General features: G+C 60.2%; 20 protein-coding genes. 3 read left to right on the forward strand and 17 right to left on the reverse strand.

From position 1 onward, the window contains the following. Positions 1 to 4: 4 nt before the first annotated feature. Together AC1D3C_RS24950 and AC1D3C_RS24955 are read right to left on the reverse strand one after the other, a co-directional pair. Entirely contained in the window at positions 5 to 1180 is a 1176-nt protein-coding gene (locus AC1D3C_RS24950; protein ID WP_477484755.1) for a Gfo/Idh/MocA family protein, read from the reverse strand. Next, positions 1177 to 1935: a sugar phosphate isomerase/epimerase family protein gene (locus AC1D3C_RS24955; RefSeq protein WP_477484756.1), complete on the reverse strand. Its 759-nt coding sequence runs from the start codon at positions 1933 to 1935 to the stop codon at positions 1177 to 1179. Before AC1D3C_RS24955 ends, AC1D3C_RS24950 begins: the two co-directional genes overlap by 4 nt. A gap of 214 nt (positions 1936 to 2149) precedes the next feature. Here AC1D3C_RS24955 and AC1D3C_RS24960 point away from each other — a divergent pair, with 214 nt between their 5' ends. The 3 genes from AC1D3C_RS24960 (at position 2150) to AC1D3C_RS24970 (ending at position 5535) form a co-directional block, all read left to right on the forward strand. Further along, on the forward strand, positions 2150 to 3202 hold the full coding sequence (locus tag AC1D3C_RS24960; protein WP_477484757.1) for a sugar phosphate isomerase/epimerase family protein: 1053 nt from the start codon (positions 2150 to 2152) through the stop codon (positions 3200 to 3202). A gap of 13 nt (positions 3203 to 3215) precedes the next feature. Next, positions 3216 to 4388: a Gfo/Idh/MocA family protein gene (locus AC1D3C_RS24965; RefSeq protein ID WP_477484758.1), complete on the forward strand. Its 1173-nt coding sequence runs from the start codon at positions 3216 to 3218 to the stop codon at positions 4386 to 4388. A gap of 91 nt (positions 4389 to 4479) precedes the next feature. Next, positions 4480 to 5535: a LacI family DNA-binding transcriptional regulator gene (locus AC1D3C_RS24970; RefSeq protein ID WP_477484759.1), complete on the forward strand. Its 1056-nt coding sequence runs from the start codon at positions 4480 to 4482 to the stop codon at positions 5533 to 5535. A gap of 178 nt (positions 5536 to 5713) precedes the next feature. On the opposite strand, the gene AC1D3C_RS24975 is transcribed toward AC1D3C_RS24970, so the two are convergent. The 15 genes from AC1D3C_RS24975 to AC1D3C_RS25045 all read right to left on the reverse strand — a co-directional run bounded on the left by AC1D3C_RS24975 (position 5714) and on the right by AC1D3C_RS25045 (position 19163). Continuing rightward, the gene (locus tag AC1D3C_RS24975) at positions 5714 to 6130 is read right to left on the reverse strand and encodes a CopG family transcriptional regulator (protein ID WP_477484760.1); all 417 of its coding nucleotides are present in this window, start codon (positions 6128 to 6130) and stop codon (positions 5714 to 5716) included. Positions 6131 to 6139: 9 nt separating this feature from the next. Continuing rightward, positions 6140 to 8125: a conjugal transfer protein TraG gene (locus AC1D3C_RS24980; RefSeq protein ID WP_477484761.1), complete on the reverse strand. Its 1986-nt coding sequence runs from the start codon at positions 8123 to 8125 to the stop codon at positions 6140 to 6142. 23 nt (positions 8126 to 8148) lie between these two features. Beyond that, entirely contained in the window at positions 8149 to 9888 is a 1740-nt protein-coding gene (locus AC1D3C_RS24985) for a relaxase/mobilization nuclease domain-containing protein (protein ID WP_477484762.1), read from the reverse strand. A 241-nt stretch (positions 9889 to 10129) separates the two neighbouring features. After that, positions 10130 to 11137: a lytic transglycosylase domain-containing protein gene (locus tag AC1D3C_RS24990; protein WP_477484807.1), complete on the reverse strand. Its 1008-nt coding sequence runs from the start codon at positions 11135 to 11137 to the stop codon at positions 10130 to 10132. 5 nt (positions 11138 to 11142) lie between these two features. Next, positions 11143 to 11469 carry a DUF736 domain-containing protein gene (locus AC1D3C_RS24995; protein ID WP_477484763.1) on the reverse strand — a complete coding sequence of 109 codons (327 nt, stop codon included), beginning with the start codon at positions 11467 to 11469 and terminating at the stop codon, positions 11143 to 11145. A 35-nt stretch (positions 11470 to 11504) separates the two neighbouring features. Then, the gene (locus AC1D3C_RS25000) at positions 11505 to 12062 is read right to left on the reverse strand and encodes a S26 family signal peptidase (protein ID WP_477484764.1); all 558 of its coding nucleotides are present in this window, start codon (positions 12060 to 12062) and stop codon (positions 11505 to 11507) included. Continuing rightward, positions 12059 to 12598 carry a DUF2840 domain-containing protein gene (locus tag AC1D3C_RS25005; protein WP_477484765.1) on the reverse strand — a complete coding sequence of 180 codons (540 nt, stop codon included), beginning with the start codon at positions 12596 to 12598 and terminating at the stop codon, positions 12059 to 12061. Before AC1D3C_RS25005 ends, AC1D3C_RS25000 begins: the two co-directional genes overlap by 4 nt. A 261-nt stretch (positions 12599 to 12859) precedes the next feature. Beyond that, complete coding sequence (locus AC1D3C_RS25010) at positions 12860 to 13735, reverse strand: replication initiator protein A (RefSeq protein WP_477484766.1); 876 nt, start codon at positions 13733 to 13735, stop codon at positions 12860 to 12862. A gap of 9 nt (positions 13736 to 13744) precedes the next feature. After that, positions 13745 to 14017: a helix-turn-helix transcriptional regulator gene (locus AC1D3C_RS25015; protein ID WP_477484767.1), complete on the reverse strand. Its 273-nt coding sequence runs from the start codon at positions 14015 to 14017 to the stop codon at positions 13745 to 13747. A 196-nt stretch (positions 14018 to 14213) separates the two neighbouring features. After that, on the reverse strand, positions 14214 to 14678 hold the full coding sequence (locus AC1D3C_RS25020; protein WP_477484768.1) for a DUF2285 domain-containing protein: 465 nt from the start codon (positions 14676 to 14678) through the stop codon (positions 14214 to 14216). 31 nt (positions 14679 to 14709) lie between these two features. Then, a complete protein-coding gene (locus tag AC1D3C_RS25025) occupies positions 14710 to 14994 on the reverse strand; it encodes a transcriptional regulator domain-containing protein (protein ID WP_477484769.1) in 285 nt (94 codons plus the stop codon). Between the two features lie 159 nt (positions 14995 to 15153). Beyond that, positions 15154 to 15417, reverse strand: coding sequence for a DNA -binding domain-containing protein (locus AC1D3C_RS25030; RefSeq protein WP_477484770.1), 264 nt, complete (start codon positions 15415 to 15417; stop codon positions 15154 to 15156). Positions 15418 to 15569: 152 nt separating this feature from the next. Further along, positions 15570 to 15782, reverse strand: a complete 213-nt coding sequence (locus AC1D3C_RS25035; protein ID WP_168329337.1) for a helix-turn-helix domain-containing protein — start codon at positions 15780 to 15782, stop codon at positions 15570 to 15572. A gap of 261 nt (positions 15783 to 16043) precedes the next feature. Next, positions 16044 to 17240: a DUF932 domain-containing protein gene (locus tag AC1D3C_RS25040; protein WP_477484771.1), complete on the reverse strand. Its 1197-nt coding sequence runs from the start codon at positions 17238 to 17240 to the stop codon at positions 16044 to 16046. Between the two features lie 279 nt (positions 17241 to 17519). Further along, a complete protein-coding gene (locus AC1D3C_RS25045) occupies positions 17520 to 19163 on the reverse strand; it encodes a Na/Pi cotransporter family protein (protein WP_477484772.1) in 1644 nt (547 codons plus the stop codon). Between the last annotated feature and the right edge of the window lie 108 nt (positions 19164 to 19271).

Genomic DNA, 19271 nt, shown 5'->3' on the forward strand with positions numbered 1-19271 from the left:
GCAGCTATTGCGCCAACTCGCCGCCTGCCAACTCGGCCGGCGCCGCAAATACACGTTCGTCTAAGCCTCTCGGCAAAGACAATGGGCGTTCGCAATGAGACGAGATGCTGACAGCGCGGCTTTCGGCCGCTGACACTGCAATCGCCTGCAGTGTCTCAAGCACATGCAGAGCGAGCTCGCCGCTCGCGCGGTGAGGACGATCGCTCCTGATAGCAAGCGCCATGTCAACGACCCCGATCGAACGATGATCAGCGACCTCGCGCCCAGTCCTAAGCGTTCTGTTGCGCTCGCCAAAGGCGAAAACGGATATGTCGGCGTCTTGCCAGTCACCGTCCCGCTCACTCACTTTAGGCTCATCGCCAAAGAAATTTGGATCGGGAACGAGAAGAGTGCCGTTGGTTCCGTAAAGTTCAATCGGTGAACGCTTGTGTTTCCACACGTCCCAAGATGCGTCTAGCGTGATCCGTGATCCGCTTCGGAACGAAAGCAAAGCGCTGTAGCTGGTCGGCGTCTCCACTAAGATCGTCTCGCCGACGCGGTTCCCGCCGCCGATCGTTCGGGTCGCGTAGCCCGTTGCCGAGGTCGAGACAACAGATGCGACAGGACCAAGAAGATTGACGAGGGCGGTAATATAGTAGGGTCCGAGATCAAGGACCGGTCCGCCACCGGGCTTAAAAAAGAAATCAGGATTGGGGTGCCAAGCCTCCATCCCGCGGGACAGGAAGCACGCCGAACCGCTAAGGACCGTTCCCAACCGCCCTTGGTCAATCATCTCGCGACAAACCTGATGGGAGGCACCAAGAAATGTGTCCGGTGCGCAACCCACGCGAAGTTTCCGCTCTGCGGCCATTTGCAACAGTTGCCGCGCATCGTCGATCGAAACCGTTAGCGGCTTCTCTGAATAGACATGCTTGCCGGCTTCCAAAATCCGGCGACTAACCTCCGCATGTGCATTCGGCACGGTAAGGTTGATCACTAAATCAATCGATGTATCCCCGAGCATTGCGTCGATGCTCGTGGCGTCTACGCCAAATGCCGATGCTTGGGCGATTGCGACCTCTTCGCGGATATCAGCGACTGCCTTGACCCGTATGTACTTTGAACGAGAGGCACCTCGCAGATACGCCGCACTAATGACGCCGCAACCTATGATGCCGATTGACATCGGAGGGGTATTCAAAGCACCTCCTCCTGTAGGTAACGGAAGCTATGCGCGATAGTCTTGGCCGGATTGAGTGGGCGATCATGCTCGACCACCATAACTTTGGCGCCATTCGAGATTGCTTCAGGCCAAAGAACCTTCCAGTCAAGAGTCCCTGCTCCAACGTCAGCCCAGCCGGCCTCTTCCTCATTTTGACCAGCCGGCGCCATATCCTTGACGTGGGCTGCCGACAAACGGCTGGAATGTCGCTTGAGCCAGACCACTGGATCAACTCCAGCTCGGGTCAGCCAAGCGATATCCGCTTCCCATTGCACCGGCGCAGAGCCTGCTGCTTCAAACACCAGATCAAGAGCGGTTTTGTCACCCTCCTTGAGATCCAGATCCCAGTTATGGTTGTGATAACCAAGCGTCATGTTGAAGGGCAAAAGTCTGTCGCTGAGGTCGGCCAACTGCTTCCCTAGGGCCCGCCAACCTTCCGCAGCCATCCCACGCTGAGGTACAGGTACCGAAGGTACGAACAGCGACGTCAGTTCGAACGCTTGCGCATTGGCCACTACCCGCTCGAGATCACCTGCAAGATCGGACAGGGCTACATGGCTTCCGGTTGCCCTCAACCCACGCTCCTTCATGAGCTTTGCGAGGTCGAGTCCGAGAGCGAGTTTGCCGCCGTAGAGTTCGACGTTCGAGTATCCGGCCGCCACAACAGCGTCGAGTAAGCGAGGATCGTCTTCAATCGATCTCAACGTGAAAAGTTGAACAGACAAAACGGTCATTTATTTCCCTCGGCCTTAAAAAACTGAATACAATCGTTTGTACTACGCTATCCAAACGTTTGTATGATTGTCAATGCCACTTAGGAAAGATTTATTGTCGCCTGAAGGGACGGGGCGAGGTTGGGTACTGGAAAACTGAAAACGATGGCTTGAACCAACCGGCGCATCAAACTATACCTCGCAAACAAACAATCCAAACGATTGGATTTCAAAAATGCTTACGATCAAAGGACCTGCCATCTTTCTCGGGCAGTTTGCGGGCGATGCCGCTCCGTTCGACACATGGGATGGGATCACAAAATGGGCGGCGGACAAGGGTTATGTCGGCGTGCAGGTGCCGACCTGGGCCGGCCAACTCATCGACCTCAAAAAGGCTGCCTCCTCCAAGGATTATTGTGACGAATTTGCCGGCGTGGCGCGGGCGAACGGCGTCGAGGTGACCGAGCTTTCCACCCATCTCCAGGGCCAGCTCGTCGCCGTGCATCCGGCCTATGACGAGGGATTCGACGGATTTGCAGCGCCCGAGGTGCGCGGCAATCCGAAAGCACGCCAGGCCTGGGCCGTCGAGCAGGTCAAGATGGCGCTCACCGCCTCGAAACATCTCGGCATCAAGGCGCATGCGACCTTTTCCGGCGCGCTTGCCTGGCCTTATATGTATCCGTGGCCGCAGCGCCCGGCCGGCCTGGTCGAAACCGCCTTCGATGAACTCGCCAAGCGCTGGACGCCGATCCTCGACCATGCCGATTCCTGCGGCGTCGACGTCTGTTACGAAATCCACCCCGGCGAGGACCTGCATGACGGCGTCACCTTCGAGATGTTCCTGGAGCGGGTGAAGAACCATCCGCGGGCCAACATGCTCTACGACCCGTCGCATTACGTGCTGCAATGCCTGGACTATCTCGACAACATCGACATCTACAAGGACCGGATCAAGATGTTCCACGTCAAGGACGCGGAATTCAACCCGACCGGCCGGCAGGGCGTCTATGGTGGTTACCAGGGCTGGGTCGGCCGCGCCGGCCGCTTTCGCTCGCTCGGTGACGGCCAGGTCGATTTCGGCTCGGTCTTCTCCAAGATGACCGCCAACGATTTCGACGGCTGGGCCGTGGTCGAGTGGGAATGCGCGCTGAAGAATTCCGAGGACGGAGCCCGCGAAGGCGCCGAATTCGTGAAGGCCCACATTATCGGCGTTACGGAAAAGGCATTCGACGATTTCGCCAGTGGCGGGACCGACGAGGCGGCAAACCGGCGGATGCTGGGCCTTTGAAAAGGAGTGAAACATGACGATCGAAGGCAAGGGCGATTGTGCACATCAGCCACGCATCCGGCTTGGAATGGTCGGCGGCGGGGCGGGGGCGTTCATCGGGGCGGTGCATCGCATGGCGGCAAGGCTGGACGACCAGTTCGATCTGGTCGCCGGCGCGTTGTCATCGACGCCGGAAAAGGCGATCGCCTCGGGCCGCGACCTCGGTCTCGATCCGTCGCGCACCTACGGCTCCTACAAGGAGATGGCGATCCGCGAGGCGCGGCTGAAGGACGGCATCGAGGCGGTGTCGATCGTCACGCCGAACCACGTGCATTACGATGCCGCCAAGGAATTTCTGAAGCGCGGTATCCACGTCATCTGCGACAAGCCGCTGACCTCCAACCTCGCCGACGCCAAGAAAATGAAGAAGGCGGCGGACGAGAGCGGCGCGCTGTTCATCCTCACCCACAATTACACCGGTTACCCGATGGTGCGGCAGGCCCGCGAAATGGTCGCCAATGGCGATCTCGGGAAAATCCGCGTGGTGCAGGTCGAGTATCCGCAGGACTGGCTGACCGAGGCCGTCGAGCAGACCGGCGCCAAGCAGGCCGTCTGGCGCACCGATCCGGCCCAATCGGGTGCCGGCGGTTCGACCGGCGATATCGGCACGCATGCCTATAACCTCGCAGCCTTCATCACCGGCCTGACACTGGAAAGCCTCGCCGCCGATCTCGACAGTTTTGTCGAAGGCCGGCGCCTCGACGACAACGCGCATGTAATGCTGCGCTACGAGGGCGGCGCCAAGGGCATGCTCTGGTGCAGCCAGGTGGCGCCGGGCCATGAGAACGGCCTGAAAATCCGCGTCTACGGCACCAAGGGCGGCATTGAATGGGTGCAGGCCGATCCGAACTATCTGTGGTTCACGCCGTTCGGCGAGCCGAAACGCCTGATCACCCGCAACGGTGCCGGTTCCGGCCCGTCCGCCGCCCGCGTCAGCCGCATCCCGTCCGGCCACCCGGAAGGTTATCTCGAAGCCTTCGCGACTATCTACACGGAAGCCGCCCACGCCATTAACGCCGCCAAGAATGGCGTCGCAGTCAACAAGGCCGTGATCTACCCGACCATCGACGACGGCGTTAAGGGGGTCGCGTTCGTGGAAGCCTGCGTTGTCTCTTCGAAAAGAAACAGTGCTTGGGTTAAGCTTTGAGCCTGTCTGATAGTGACATCGGCCACCCGAGGCATCTAATGGTCATTGATAAATGCAGGCCGCGAGGGCCAACTAAAAAGGAGGAGGCAAATTGCCTTCCAAAACAGCATTGGTAGAATCCAAYCGCCCCCGCAAATCTCGGCCGACCATGATCGATATCGCGCGCCTTGCTGAAGTCGATGTTTCCACGGTCAGCCGGGCGTTGGCCGGTTCTTCAAGAGTAACCGACGAGACCAAACAACGAATACGAAAGATCGTTGAAGAGACCGGTTACGTTGTCAACCACGGCGCACGTATGCTTCGCAATCAAATGGCCGGAAATATACTTGTGATACTTCCAAACATCGCAGCCACCTTTTTTCCCGAAGTAATATTAGGGATTGAGGAAACGGTGCATAAGGAGGGGATGAGTGTAATCATCGGCAGCACGCAATACGATCGCGCCAGAGAAGATGAACTTGCGCGTCAACTGCTCAACGGTGCGGCAGATGGAATCATTCTTCTGAATGGTCATCTTCCAGACGCCGTCCGCAGTTTTCCAGGCTTCGAACAGCGCATCGTCGCGGTCTCCCGCGCGATCGAAGAAAAGAACATTCCTTATGTAAATATCGACAACGAGAAAGCGATCGAAACGGCGGTCCTCCATCTTATCGGCTTAGGGTACACCGACATCGCTCACCTCGGCGGCCCAAGGATCAGTCCAACCTTTGCGGCGCGCATCAAAGGATATGAAATGGCGATGGCGGGGGCCGGGCTTGCAGACCGGGCCCGCGTCGAAGCCGTCGAGCGTTTCAACATTGACGGCGGACAGATCGCGATGGAGCAGTTGTTGAAAAATGGCGCCCCCCCCGAGGCGATCGTTTGCGCGAGTGACGAAATGGCAATGGGCGCAATCCGCCATGCGAGAAAAAATGGTTTGCGCGTCCCCGAAGATGTCGCCTTCGTCGGATTCGACGACATTCCTTTCGCAGCCGTGTATGAGCCCGCGTTGACTACAGTTAGAACCCCTAGGCGCAAGATGGGGGAACTGGGCGCCCAAATGCTGCTCAAGAATCTTAAAAATCCTTCGGCAAAGGCGAAACGCATCATAGTCGACCATGAGTTGGTAGTCAGAGAAAGCTGTGGAGCCAGCTTCCGTCGCGGCTAGGGAACTGATAGTTCAGACCTAGTAGAACATGGTCCGTCCGGATTGCTGCGGAACAAAATAACTAAGGTCGTCGAAAATGCCCTTGGCGCAACTCGTTCCCACCATTTGGGAAGTGGGAACGGGCTTGCTTGCCCTAAGTAAGTTGTTCCTCGCCCAAGATCAGCGGCCTTCTGACCGGCTACTCGAGGTCTTCAGAAATCTCCTGCCTCAGCTTTGGACCTTTCGCGAGTCTTCGCCCCAACGCGGTGACGAACGCCTCATAGCGTTCGCTCGATTTGGCCCGAGCAGCCTGCGCAGCAGGCTCTGGCAGCGCTGGAGTTGTCGACAACCAGAAGCGCACAAACACTGCCAACGTCTCGACGGAAATGCCGAGGTCGCGCTCCATTCGCGTCATGCGGCGGTCGAGTTGGTCGAGCCGCTTGGTAGTGGCAGCCTCCTGTCGCTCGGCTGCATCGGGTGACAGGAAGGACGCGATACCCGCTTCGGCTATCACGGATAGAGATTGATCGCGCCGAGCAGCATACGCAGCGAGCGCCTTCATGACATCAGGATCGAGATAGACTGAGAGGCGCTGTTTCTTGGGAGCTTTTATCACAATCGTCTCCTACAGATCGATCCCATCGCCCGGATCGAGCGAGGCCTGACGTGCTACCTGGCGCATGGTCTGGTTCATACGGCTGAGGCGGGCGGTGTCCTCCTCCACATCGTCGCGGGGATCGATCTCGAATTCGTTCTCGATCACATCCTTACGTTCGACCGTCTTGGTTCGGCTCAGTTCCGGCTGATGTCGGCGTTCGGATTCCGTCGGATCGTCGTCCGTCTGCGCTTCTGCCGCGACCTGCGTGTCTAATACCGGCGGCTTCGGAGGTTCGATGTTGCTCCAGTCATCGGCCTGTCCGCTCTTTGGCTTGGTCAGGGTGGGCGGGGTGAGGATGCGCTCCTGAAGGCGTCGATCCTCATAGTATCTGGCTTTCTTGGCTCGGATCGGCGGGATGCCGGCAACCATGACGATTTCGTCCGAGGGCGGAAGCTGCATGATCTCGCCAGGTGTGAGGAGCTGCCGCGCCGTCTCCGAGCGGGAAACCATCAAATGCCCGAGCCATGGCGAGAGCCGGTGGCCGGCATAGTTTTTCATCGCCTTCATCTCGGTGGCTGTTCCGAGCGCATCGGATACCCGTTTGGCGGTGCGCTCGTCATTGGTCGCGAAGCTGACGCGCACGTGGCAGTTGTCGAGGATCGAGTTATTCGGGCCATAAGCCTTCTCGATCTGATTCAGCGACTGTGAAATCAGGAACGCCTTGAGGCCATATCCAGCCATAAAGGCGAGCGCACTCTCAAAGAAGTCGAGGCGGCCGAGTGCGGGAAATTCATCGAGCATTAGCAGCAGTCGGTGGCGGTTGCCTTTCGCTTGCAGGTCTTCGGTCAGGCGGCGTCCGATCTGATTGAGGATCAGGCGGATCAGCGGTTTCGTTCGGTTGATGTCGGACGGTGGCACCACGAGGTAGAGCGTGGTGGGATGCTTACCGCCGACGATATCGACGATCCGCCAGTCGCAGCGCCGAGTGACCTCGGCAACGACGGGATCGCGATAAAGCCCGAGAAACGACATGGCGGTCGACAGCACGCCGGATCGCTCGTTGTCGGATTTGTTCAGCAGCTCGCGCGCGGCGGACGCGATGACGGGATGCGGCCCGGCCTCGCCCAGGTGCGCCGTCTTCATCATTGCGGCGAGCGTCGATTCGATTGGCCGCTTTGGATCAGACAGGAAGGCCCCGACGCCAGCGAGTGTTTTGTCGGCTTCGGCATAGAGGACATGGAGGATCGCTCCAACCAGCAGCGCGTGACTGGTCTTCTCCCAGTGATTGCGCTTTTCCAGCGAGCCTTCCGGATCCACGAGAATGTCGGCGATATTCTGGACGTCGCGAACCTCCCATTCCCCTTTACGGACTTCCAGCAGCGGATTGTAGGCCGCAGACTTCGCGTTAGTCGGATCGAACAGCAACACCTGACCATGGCGGGCGCGAAAGCCAGCGGTCAACGTCCAGTTCTCGCCCTTGATGTCGTGGACGATCGCTGAGCCAGGCCAGGTCAGCAGTGACGGCACCACCAGGCCAACGCCCTTGCCGGACCGCGTCGGAGCGAAGCACAGCACATGCTCCGGCCCGTCATGGCGAAGGTAATCGCGATCGTGCCTGCCGAGCACGACGCCATCGGCGCCGAGCAAACCGGCCGCTTTGATCTCGTCGGGACCTGCCCAGCGGGCGGAGCCGTAGGTTTCGACATGCTTCGCCTCGCGCGCCCGCCAGACCGACATGCCAATCGCCGCGGCAATAGCGATGAAGCCCCCGGACGCGGCAATGAAACCACCTTCGACAAAGATCGGCGGTGCGTAGGCATCGTAGAAATACCACCACCAGAAGAAGGCGGGCGGATAGTAGACCGGCCAGCCGGCCAATTCGAACCACGGCACGCCGAGCTGCGGCTGGAAGCCGAGCCGCCATGCTGTCCACTGTGTCGCCGCCCAAATCGTGACCAGGACGATCAGGCAGACGGTGATAAGTTGGCCCCAGAGGATCTTGGTCGCTGACATGGCGAGTTCCTTCTTTAATTGGATTACATCCCGAGCCCGCGCTTGCGCCCGAAGCTCCAATCGACGCCGCTAACGCCGCGCGAGACGCCGGAGACATGCTGGCCGATTTGCTTTTCGAGGGATGGCGTCCAGGGCACGAGCTGGAAGCCGAGGCCGTCGTCGATCATGGCGAAGCGGCCGGAGGCGAGCGCAAAGCGCTGCCGATATGTGCCGGCGACGTATTCGCCGGTCCCCCCTTTCGTGAACGGCCTGCCGGTCTCGGCTGCAAGCTTCTGGCCGAGAGCGTCCACCTCGCGCTGTCGGAGCGTATCGATCAGACCGCGCGAAAAGCTGACGCCGCGCGATTGCCGTTCTGCGAGACCCTGACCAACAAGATGTTCGGCTCGCCTGTCCATCGCGTCGCGCACCTCGGCGCCGAAGCCGCCGCCGCCGAGCGCCACCGGCTCGCGGGCGATTGCCTGCCGGTCGAGCCAGGTGGCGCCGGTGGCATGAACCTGCCGTTCGATGTCGAGATCGGAGCGGATCGCGAGCGCGACGCGCCTGCGGCCCTGCGCGTCATCGAACTTGCGCAGCTCGACGATCGAGCCGGGCGCGCTGTCGCCAGCGGCGTCAAGGTCGGGCAGCTTGATGTGATGGGTGCGTCCGTCGGTGCCATCGACGACGGCATAGGCGGTGCCCTTCAGCTCATCGTCGAGACCACGATCGACAAGCCTGCCGACAACGGAATCGTCAAGGCTCTCGCCGGCGAGCACATAGGTGGCGGCGGCGCGCTCGATACCGCGTTCGGTCAGACCGCGATGGATGCGCTTGATGATGTCGCCGCGTTCGCCCAGCTCGCGCAACGTCGCCTCGGCATTGTCCCCCATCACCCACTGACCGGGACCGACCTGATCGGCGAGGCCGAGCATCTCCAGCTTCCGCAGCCGGCCGACTTTCATCGTGTGGAATTCGTCAGGCTGGCGGTCAGGATGCGGAGCGAGATCGACGACGCCGGTGCGATAGCTGTCTCGGGCAAGCTGGCGATCGAGATTGGTCCAGCGCTCCGCCTCGATCTGCCGTTCGAGGTTGTTGCGAATCTCGTGATCGGTGCGCGGCCCGAGCTCTTGGGTGACGAGATCCTGGGCGCGGGCGCGCATGCCTTCCTTGATATAGTCGCGGGAGATGACGAGGTCCTGACCGTCACCGGTACGCCCGCGTAGGATAATATGAACGTGGGGATTGTCGGTGTTCCAGTGATCGACGCCGACCCAGTCCAGCTTGGTGCCAAGGTCTTTCTCCATCTTTCCCATGAGTTCCCGGGCGTAGGTTTTGAGGTCGGACATCTCGGTCGCGTCCTCGGGCGAGACGATGAACCGGAAGTGATGCCGGTCGTCCTGGATCCGCTCCCCAAAGGCCTTGGGATCGGCGTCCCCGGTCTCCGGCCCGAACAGCCGCGCCTTCTCCCCATCCTGGGTAACGCCCTCACGCCGGAGATAGCTAAGGTGGGCGCTCAGGGGCGCCGAACGAGCAGTGTGCCGGACGACGCGCGTTTTGATGACTGTATTACGCGAACGGCCGGTGAGCAGCCGATTGGCCTGCACGGTCGCGCGCTGGCCTCGCCCGAACCGCGAGCGGTTGCCCGAGCTGATCTTGCCGGAGCGCGAGACGCTGCCGCCGGCGCGCTGAGCGGCCGCCAGTGCCTGGGCGATGAAGGGCCGCGCCTGTTGTGCGCGGGTGGAGCGGATGCGGCCTGGCCGTATGCGGAAATCCTCCTCGCCGCTCATGGCTGGGGCCTCGCACATCGCGCAAAGCTGAGGAAATCCTTGCAAAGATGACGAATGCGCAGGCTGCGCCGATCAGGCGCACCTCGCGTAAATGCGCCATAAGTCCCTGAAAACACACGACCGAACACAGGCGCACATCGTCTGCTTTTATCTCGCCTTCCCTCGGTCGTGTCTCCCGATGTCCCTCCCCACCCCGCAATCCCTACGATCCAGCCCGATGCAGTAACAGAAGCCACGACAATCATCGCTTTTGCTCCTCTTCAACGTTGCGGCGCACAAACAGGCCATCGGACGGCGGTGCGAGCGCCGACAGATCGACGATCGTACGAGCGCTAGAGGAACGACCGGAAGGGAGATTGGCGGTCTTGTTATCATCACTATTTCCGGCGAGATAACGCGTGATGAACAGCGGTGCAATCGACCATGAAGAGCGCGACGGCTGAACGACCGTGCGATTGGCCAGCGCTGTATCCACGTCAATCAGTGACATCACTTTCGCGATGTAATTGACGGTCTCGGCCGGCAGCGGACCGCCGGTGACAAGGTGCTTTTCGTAGCGGCCAGGGCCGGCATTGTAGGCGGCGAGGAAACCCGGCGAGCCATAGAGATCATGCAGTTCTGCGAGATAGGCAGAACCAGCGAGAATGTTGTCACGCGGCTGATAAGGATCGTCGCCAAGGTGATAGCGGGTGCGCAATTCTGTCCATGTGGCGGGCATGATCTGCATCAGACCCATCGCGCCTTTCGGCGAGACGGCAAGCGGATCACGATCGCTTTCAGCCTGCATGACAGCGCGTATCCATCGTTCGGAAATGGCGAAACGTCTGGCAGCTTCAGTGATGTGCTTTGCCCATGGATCAGACGGCGGCGCGGCCGCGTCTGAGCTATCTGACAGAGCAGCGGTTTTCAGAGGATCAGCCAACACTATGTATGGCTGCGTGACGATCATGATGACCGCGACGAACATCGCCGTGATCGCCGGAACAGCAGCGTGAGCACCGCCGTCCCGAAACGCCATCAGCCTGCCATCGTGCTCGCTTCGGTCAAGGGCGAGGCTTCGCCGCCGGCCAATATTTTCCGGACGGTCGACGCCTGATGACGTGTCCACTTCCCGGAAAACATGCCGCCGCCCCTGACCTCCGTTGCGCGCAACGGCTTGCTCGTAGGCGATCGGGTCGAGGGGATTGATCGGCGCTCGATCGATCAAGAGGATTACGCCTGAAGGTTCGCGGGAAGGACGGCAGCGCATGACGGTCACGCCTGTTCGTCGCGCCGCGTCTTGCGCGTCCAGTGAAGATTCCAGACATCCTTGCCGGTGTCAGACTCGAACATCCGGGCGCGGATCGGCTCGACGAAGGACGGATCTTCTATGGTCACGGACAGATACGCCCCTGCCCTTTCTCCGGTGCGGTCCCATGCCGCGCCAACCTCAAGGCCATCGCCGAAGATGCGATGGTTCGGCGCATTTTCAGCGTCGGTTTCGTCGGCTGGCAGGATGGTCACTTCGGCATCGAGGGTGAGCGTGCGGATGCGGCCGAAAAAGCCGTCACTGTTGCGGGTGAAGGTACCAATCTGGGTCATGGGAAAATCCTTTTCGTTGGTGGTTGAACGAGCCATCACGGCTCGTCGGGTACCGGCTCACTGAAGCTGTCTGTGGCCGCATGAGGACCGTCGGTCGTCCAGAGCGGGATCGCCCGACCGATGACGGTTGTGAGGGGAAGCGGCCCGAAATAACGGCTGTCGAAACTGTCGGGTGCATGCCAGTTCATGAAGAAGGCTTCGCTCTCGGCGATCTGCCGGCATCCCTGCCAGACGGGCAACGAGCGGCCTTGGCCGTCGCGCCCGCGGGCCTGTCCGTAACTCATGCCGTAAGCGGTGATATCAGTGCCGGAGCGGCAAACTTCGGTGCCCCCAAGCGCCAGCACGCGCTTGAGAAGCGGCAAGCCCTTCGGAAGATAGCGGCGCTCATCAAGGAAGTTTGCCAGTTCGTCGGGCGGCATAACCACAGCCAGATCGGTGACGTCGATGCGATCGACCGGAACGACTCGATAAAGCCCGACCGGCGCGCTGGCGCTGGCGTTCCAGATCAGCATCTTCGGCATATTGATAAACGCCGACACGCCAGTCGCGAGTGCGGAAAAGTATGTCACCATCACCCATGCGAAGCGCGTCATGGGGTGTCTCCAGTGCGATCGTTGCCTGTGGTTTTGCCGGTCGCCCGAAGAATGGTCCGCCGTTTGAGCCAGGCACGGTGCTGCTCGCGGCTGTAGGTCCGAAACGGCTCGTTGACGCTGAGGCGATTGTGCACATGCCGCCAGTGATCCGGCGCGGCGTCGGCCGGATCGATGCCAAGTATTTCGATCGTGTCGATGGTGTTCAGGACCATCTCGACCTTCGGCCAACCGTGGATGCGTAACAGGATGTCGCCGCCGGGACGCACAAAAGGAAGCGTCTGGAATGCTTCGCCTGCCGCCACCGCACGCAGGATATCGATACGGGAAACGACGGTGCCGTAGTTATTCGCGGCCCAACGGACGAAGGCAAAGACGCTTCCGGGAGCAAAGCCAACGATGCGGCGGTGGCGATCGATGCGCTGTTCTTCAGCGATCCGGCCGAAGCGGATCCAATGCTCGATCCGCTTCTCGCGCCATGTCAGTTCGACCAGGGTTCGACTGGGCGGAATGCTGTCAATGTGCATACCCGTTTTCATTGTCCCGCTCCCGATGTGAAAGACGAGAGGGGTGCAATGAGGCTGCAGACATATGACGCTGCGTGAGCTCCACCGGCCGCCGATGCAGGGCGGTCCGTTAGAAAGATTCCGAAGGAATCTAGGTTAGGAACGTTAGGGGAGCGAATAACAGAAGGAATACGGATGGTTAAGTCCGATTTCGGTCCCTGATAGCACGGGAATCCGGTCCCCGATAGCACGGGCCTGGGGGTCCTCGATAGCACGGGTCTGTCCACAGCTTGCTCACAGTCTGATCGAACGGCGGCGCGGCGCGCGGAACGCGGCGATGCCAGACGGATCGGTTGAGGTTGGTTGAAAGGTGAGGCGTACGCGGCCGTCCGGATCGGTGACGAGCGCAAGTCGGTAGCCAGGCAGCGGCTGGCGCTGGACGATGCCGCGCAGGTCATAGACAAAGTGTTTGAGGGGCGAGAGGCTTCCGGATTTCAGATGCAGGTGCTTGAGATCGAAGCTCCAGCCCCATGTCTGGCGGCCACCATGCTTGCGCACGAGCCGGTATAACCAACGCTCAAAGCCACCCTTAAGGTCGAAATAATCCCTATCGATGGTGAGGATCAGCGCATCGTCGACGATTCCCGCATAGAACCAGTCTGGCAGGATGAGCTCGATGCCGAGCGGCCGTCCGTGAGCGTCAAGTCGCTCCTTCCATTCGGCGATCCATGAGAAGCGATGCCTACGCCGTTCGGACGGCTGGCGGATCGTGGTGGCGATGGTGGTGGATTGCAGTCGGTCGAGGGCTGCCTTCAGCCGTTCATAGCTGCGGGCGGAATCGTCCCGGTGGATGAAGGTGAGGATTTCATAGGGAGTGGCCGACATCAGCCGTGAGGTCCGCAAGCCGTTGTCGCGGGCCTCGACAATCTGCGACGCAGCCCAGATCAGGATGTCTGCGTCCCATATGGTCGCCATGCCATGTTCGGCAGTCGCCTCGACGCGGATCGAAACATCACCCATGCGGAAATCGATCGGCGTTACACGGCGGGATTTGGCGAGCGAGAAGAACGGCCAGGACATGAGATCCTGCGCGTCCCGGGCGGCGATGTTGCCGCCGCTTGGCTGAAACAGCTCAAGCTGCTGTCCCTGATATGTCCTGTGCCCGAGCATCGGCGGCGATCAGCGCGTCATGCCAATGGCACGAGCTGCCATCGACACGTGAGGCATCCGCGCGCTCGAAGCGGCCTCGGAGGTCGACTGGCGTGCGGATGCGTCAATCCACGCGTGAAGGTCGGTGACGGCATAAACGACGCGACCGCCGAGCTTGTGATAGATCGGCCCGGTTCCGTCGCAGCGATGCTTTTCGAGCGTGCGGGGCGAAAGGTCGAGAAGGCGGGCCGCTTCGGGGGTACGCACGAAGCGCGGCCAATTGCTGTCGGTTTTTTCCTGCATCGTCTGCCTCCATCGCGGCCGCCGTCAAAGCGGCGGGTTGGCTGCGACAATGGCGAAAAAAATGCGGTCCGGCGGAGTGACAAAAATCCAGATTCTATGGATGTGTCCCCCTTCAAGCCGCAGCGAAAAGAGCCGGTAAGGACCGTGGATGCAACGATGACAGGGGATCACAGGAAAGGTAGATGGCCGCTTGAAGCTATGGCTGGAGCAGGCGCAAATAGCCGCCCTCAATCAACTCCCGGGAGCTTTTGAGCAGGCGGATGACACGCCGACGCTCGGGTGCGTTCTTCCAGTCAATAGAGCGTAGCGCCTCTACATCCCGGTTGAGCAGGATGCCGGCAATTTCCTGGCGTGAGGCACCGCCAGTCATGCCGTCCCAGGCCCGCAGCATCAAGCTGAACCTGTAAATCTGGTAGCGCGAGAACCGTTGCCAGCGGGGTAAAGGTCCGGATGGCTTGCCGGTCAGCCAGCGCTGGAAACGCTGGATGTTCTGTATGCGCTCGGAAAAATGTTCGTCCAAGGGGATAACAACGGCTGCATTCATGGTCTGCCCGCCTTGCGGCAACCATATCCGGTGATCGCCCTGATCGTCCCTCACAATGGCGTGGAACCCATCCTCGGCCATTTCCCCCTCAATCGACAGGGCGAGAGGATCGAGCAATGATGTGGTGTCGAAGCCGTTTGCCGCTTGTTCAACGATAACCGTCGCGGGAAAGAGCTGCGGTCGCCAGATCGGGCGGGATTTTTGGGCCGACTGAGATGGATCGGCCGGGAAAGGTGACGCCCCACCGTTCGGACAAATCCGCTATCGCGTCGCGCTTTTTCACCTTGCTGGATGAAATCCCATCCACCGTGTCCGCATAGTCCGTCTGGTAGTTTTTGTTGCGGCGGAGAAACTCGAATGCGACGCCACTCCGATCGAGACGGCTCAATTGTTCTTCGAACTGCGGCGAACGCCAATCCGGCAATGGCTCCATGCCCTCGTCTCCCCAACGACAATTATGAGAGAAGTTGTCAGGTTTTCAGGTCAGGAGCCGTGGAACAATGCAGATAATCGGAATATGCAACCCATCGGAGTGCGATAAGCGCAAAGGCTCTCAATCAGTGGATGTCATCGGTGACCAAGGATCCCCGCGTTACTGAATACCCGGTTCGAGCAGATGGCGGTAACCGGCCTCGGTCATCCAGCGGGCGCGAGCAAGATGCGTGTCGTGAATGCGCTTGGCACGCTCTGGATCGGCAGCGACATCCAGGCCGAAAATGACTCTGGTCGCTTCACGCCAGTCCGCACCTTCCTCTGCCGCGTCGAGCAGACGCAGATAGGTAGAAAAATGGGCCTCGTCGTAGGCGCTTACGCGCTCGGTCAGCGGTGGGCCGTCATCCAGGAGAGGCTTGCTCATCGATATGTCCTTAAAAACTCCCGTCCCGACCGGACCAATCTCTGTCCTCGTGGAAAGCGATCCGTACACGATAACAAGGTTGTTGCGCTCATGGAATGGCAGCATGCCGGAACCACGTCAACGAACGGTGTCGGATCATTTTTGATGGCGCGTCAGATTTCGTCGCGCAGCAACTCGACTGGATCGACGCCGAAACCAGCTGCAAGCTTGTCGAGCATGTCGATCGACGCGGCATATTCTTCGCGCTCCAGCATGCCGACATAGTTGCGATTGACATGGGCACGGTGGGCAAGCTCCTCCTGCGACATGGATTGCTCCTGCCTTAAACGACGCAGATTTCTGGCGACTCTCTCCCGTAAGCTCATGTAGGGAGAGTCGCCGCATACCTAATATACTAACCACCCAATATACTAGGTATTCGTCTGTCGAGATAGATACCCTTGGAAAAATCTGTGTGTGATCTTGCGAGCCGGGCACATCCCGGCGAGCGCGGTCGCGGCGTCAGGGCATCGATCGGGGCCGCACGGCGTAGCGGGAATCTGGCATGATGCAAAAATCGGAAAACCCTGCGGCGGACCGATGGGATCGGACGCGGCGGAATTGCTTCCGCCGCGTCCCGGCCTCATTTATGCGGCCCGTTCAAGCAAGACCTTCGCCTTTGCCTCCAGTTCAAGACGGCTATCCTGATGCGCTTTTGTGCGAGCATGGGCGGTCATGCCCTGCACAAAGTCAAAGATGCTTTCGGGCGGGCGACCCTCCTCCTGCAACACGGTTTCGATGATCTTGCCGGTTTCGGCCTTGGAGAAGCCACGCCTGCGCAGAAAGCTTTCGCGGTCCTCGTCCGTGCGGGCGACGATCCTCTCCCGCGCCGCCTTGATCCCGGCCATGAACGGGGCAGGTGAGGAATTTGCGAAGCTGGACAACGCAGGGGCTGCCTCGTGGGCGAAACGCTGCGCGGCGAACTTGCTGTGCCGGATGGTGATCTCCTCGAAATTTTCGACGCCCCAAAGATTGCGGTTCATGCAAACCGCCCGAAGATAAAAAGACGCGATGCCGAGCGTCTTGCTGCCGACTTCACTATTCCAGCAATAGAAACCCCGGAAATACAGGTCCGGCTCTCCGTTTGGTAGGCGTCCGGCTTCGATGGGGTGCGTATCGTCCACGAGGAAAACGAAAACATCACGGTCACTGGCGTAGAGCGTCGTGGTGTCCTTGGTGATGTCAACGAAAGGGTTATGCGTCATGGTTGCCCAATCCAGAATGCCGGGCACCTTCCACATGGTATCGCCCACGCCATTGCCCGCGATTTTCATGACGGCTGCAATAAGTTCATGGTCAAAAATCCTTCCGTAGTCCGGTCCTGTCACCGCCCGGAGTTCGATGCGGCCTTCATCTGCCTCATAGGTTTTCACAAGTTCGGCCCGGTGCGAAAGCAAGCCGTGCTGTAGATTGATGCCCGCCAGAGGCGCGGGGAGCTGGCGCATATAGGTTGCCGGTGCGCCGACGAGGCTGCAAAGCTGGCCAAAACTCCAATGGGTCGGCGAAATGGGTTCATCCTGTCCGGGAACGACAAGTGCCAACCGCTCCGCGTTGTCGCGACTGGCTTCAACGCGTACAGCGCGGCTTTCCACGGTTCGGGCGGTGGCGCGATCTGCCCGCCCCTTCACCGCGTCGTATAGTTCGGTGAGCGACAAAAACCGCTCGTCGTCAGGGCGCGAAAACCATTCCGACGAAACCCTGCCGTTATGCTCACCACGGGTCACATCCACGCGGAAACCCTTGTTGACCTGATGGCCGTTCTGGCTGCTGGCGATGAAAGTCATTTCTTTGCTCCTTTTCTTTCCCGTAAATGCCGAAGGCATGTCCCTCGACATGCTTTCCGGGGGCGCGTGAGCGCGCGGGGATGGAGGGGGCAAATGCCGGCGAGCATGGCCGGCCTGCCAGCGTGAGCGGGACGGAGTGAATAGGATTGGAGGAGTGACTGCCTGGCCGTTCTGCGAACCGGCGGGCCTGACATGCGCAGGCGGCGTTTGCGGGGAGCAAGGGGAAAAGTTTCCCTTGGCTTCCCCTTTCGAGTTTGGAATCGGGATAGGTCAGGTCTCTCAGCCTGCGGTGCGCAGTCTGCTTTCGATCAGGAGGCCGCTCTCATCGAGGATCGGATGGGCGACCGAGACAATATGGGCGTTGATGCGCTTCAAGTCGCGCAGAATATCGAGATGTAGCGAACTCGTTTGCAGGCTGTCGGCGCGGCCATCGCGCAAGCGTTCGAGATGACGCTCGGCCGACTGCTTTTCCATCCGGCGCACTTCGACTTTCATTTCCATCAACTGCCTGGCGAGAGTGAAGTCGCGGGTAACGAAGATCGTCTGGGCGATCCGCAGGTTATCGATGGTCAGATCGAAGAGCATTTTCAACTCTTCGTATCCATCCGCCGAGAGCTTGAGGCTGAGCGAGGCTTTCTTGACGACCTGCGGCAAGAGACCTTTTTCGATGATGTCACCGATATGCTCGAGGTTGATCGCGTAGTCGATGATGACGATCGACCTGCGGCCGTCCTCCTCGGTAAGACCCTGCCGGCCAAGCTTGGAGAGGTAGATCTTCACCTCCTGCTGGAGGCTATCGACACGCCTTTCCAGCAAAGGGATCTCGTTCGATTTCGAGATGTCGTTTTTCTCGAAGGCGTCGGAGGCGCGTATCAGCATGCGCTCGATGAGATCCCCGATGCCAAGTACCTCACGCGTAGCGCTGGCGAGTGCAATCACCGGCGTCGATAGCTCTTGGGCGTCCAGATATTTTGGACCGTTCTCGGATTGTGGCCCGTCAGGCACGAGATAGATCATCAGCTGCGACAACAGCCGCGAGAATGGCCATGCGAGCGCCGCCAGGGCGAGGTTGAAGCCGAGATGCGCATCCACCGGCAATTTTTCTTCCGCCAGCGGCATCATTTCGAGCAGGTGCGCGCCGTAGCCTGCGAGCGGTAGTGCAATGAAACAGCCGGCGGCCCGCACGATGAGGTTGGCGAGCGTCACGCGTCTGACTGAGACCGGACCGGAAAGCGATGCGACAACGGGCGGAATGGCGCCGCCGAGATTGGCGCCGAGGACCAGCACGATGATCAGCTCAGCCGAAAGGATCCCGGTCGACGCCAACGACAGGATCAGCACCACTGCGGCGAGGCTGGACGACGAAACGAAGGCGATACCCGCCGAGAAGACAAGCGCAACCAGCCACGCATTGTCGAGCAGACCGATGAAGGCGGCGAGCGCAGGCGAATGACGCATCGGTTCGGTCGCAGCCCCGAGCAGGTGCAGAGACAGCAACATCAGCCCGATACCGATCAGCGCCGTACCACCGCCCTGACGACTGGTCGAGCCGCTGCGATGCAGCACGATGCCGGCCAGGATCACGAGCGGGGAGAGCCACTCAATGCCGGTGGCGACGATCCAGGCAGTCACAGCCGTGCCGACATTGGCGCCGAGCAGCACGATCTGCGCCATGCGCGGCTTGACCAGTTCACGCTCGACGAACGAGGCAACCATCAGCGCCGTCGCCGTTGAGCTCTGCAGCGTCACGGTTGCGACGAAGCCCGACACGAAGGAGCGCACACTGCCGCGCGTCCCGGACGCGAGACCCGTTCTAAGTTTTGCCCCGAAGGCACGCGACACGCCGTCCTTGACCTGTGCCAAACCGAACAGCAGCAAGGCGACCGCGCCGAACAGGTTGATCATCACGATCGTGGTTTCCAAGTCTTGGCCTCTCTTTCGCTGGGTATCGCGGGACAGCAATGGTGGCTGATCCACACGAACAATAGCGGTTGCTCCCAGGCGAGCCGCCGCCTGCTTTACACAGGGTCC

The organism is Neorhizobium sp. P1_A6 (genome assembly GCF_056406795.1).

Bases quoted from the DNA above. Each gene is read 5' to 3' on its own strand.
- AC1D3C_RS24955 (WP_477484756.1), bottom strand. From the start codon at position 1,935: ATGACCGTTTTGTCTGTTCAACTTTTCACGTTGAGATCGATTGAAGAC.
- AC1D3C_RS24960 (WP_477484757.1), top strand. From the start codon at position 2,150: ATGCTTACGATCAAAGGACCTGCCATCTTTCTCGGGCAGTTTGCGGGC.
- AC1D3C_RS24965 (WP_477484758.1), top strand. From the start codon at position 3,216: ATGACGATCGAAGGCAAGGGCGATTGTGCACATCAGCCACGCATCCGG.
- AC1D3C_RS24980 (WP_477484761.1), bottom strand. From the start codon at position 8,125: ATGTCAGCGACCAAGATCCTCTGGGGCCAACTTATCACCGTCTGCCTG.
- AC1D3C_RS24985 (WP_477484762.1), bottom strand. From the start codon at position 9,888: ATGAGCGGCGAGGAGGATTTCCGCATACGGCCAGGCCGCATCCGCTCC.
- AC1D3C_RS24990 (WP_477484807.1), bottom strand. From the start codon at position 11,137: ATGCGCTGCCGTCCTTCCCGCGAACCTTCAGGCGTAATCCTCTTGATC.
- AC1D3C_RS24995 (WP_477484763.1), bottom strand. From the start codon at position 11,469: ATGACCCAGATTGGTACCTTCACCCGCAACAGTGACGGCTTTTTCGGC.
- AC1D3C_RS25000 (WP_477484764.1), bottom strand. From the start codon at position 12,062: ATGACGCGCTTCGCATGGGTGATGGTGACATACTTTTCCGCACTCGCG.
- AC1D3C_RS25005 (WP_477484765.1), bottom strand. From the start codon at position 12,598: ATGAAAACGGGTATGCACATTGACAGCATTCCGCCCAGTCGAACCCTG.
- AC1D3C_RS25010 (WP_477484766.1), bottom strand. From the start codon at position 13,735: ATGCTCGGGCACAGGACATATCAGGGACAGCAGCTTGAGCTGTTTCAG.
- AC1D3C_RS25015 (WP_477484767.1), bottom strand. From the start codon at position 14,017: ATGCAGGAAAAAACCGACAGCAATTGGCCGCGCTTCGTGCGTACCCCC.
- AC1D3C_RS25025 (WP_477484769.1), bottom strand. From the start codon at position 14,994: ATGGAGCCATTGCCGGATTGGCGTTCGCCGCAGTTCGAAGAACAATTG.
- AC1D3C_RS25030 (WP_477484770.1), bottom strand. From the start codon at position 15,417: ATGAGCAAGCCTCTCCTGGATGACGGCCCACCGCTGACCGAGCGCGTA.
- AC1D3C_RS25035 (WP_168329337.1), bottom strand. From the start codon at position 15,782: ATGAGCTTACGGGAGAGAGTCGCCAGAAATCTGCGTCGTTTAAGGCAG.
- AC1D3C_RS25040 (WP_477484771.1), bottom strand. From the start codon at position 17,240: ATGACTTTCATCGCCAGCAGCCAGAACGGCCATCAGGTCAACAAGGGT.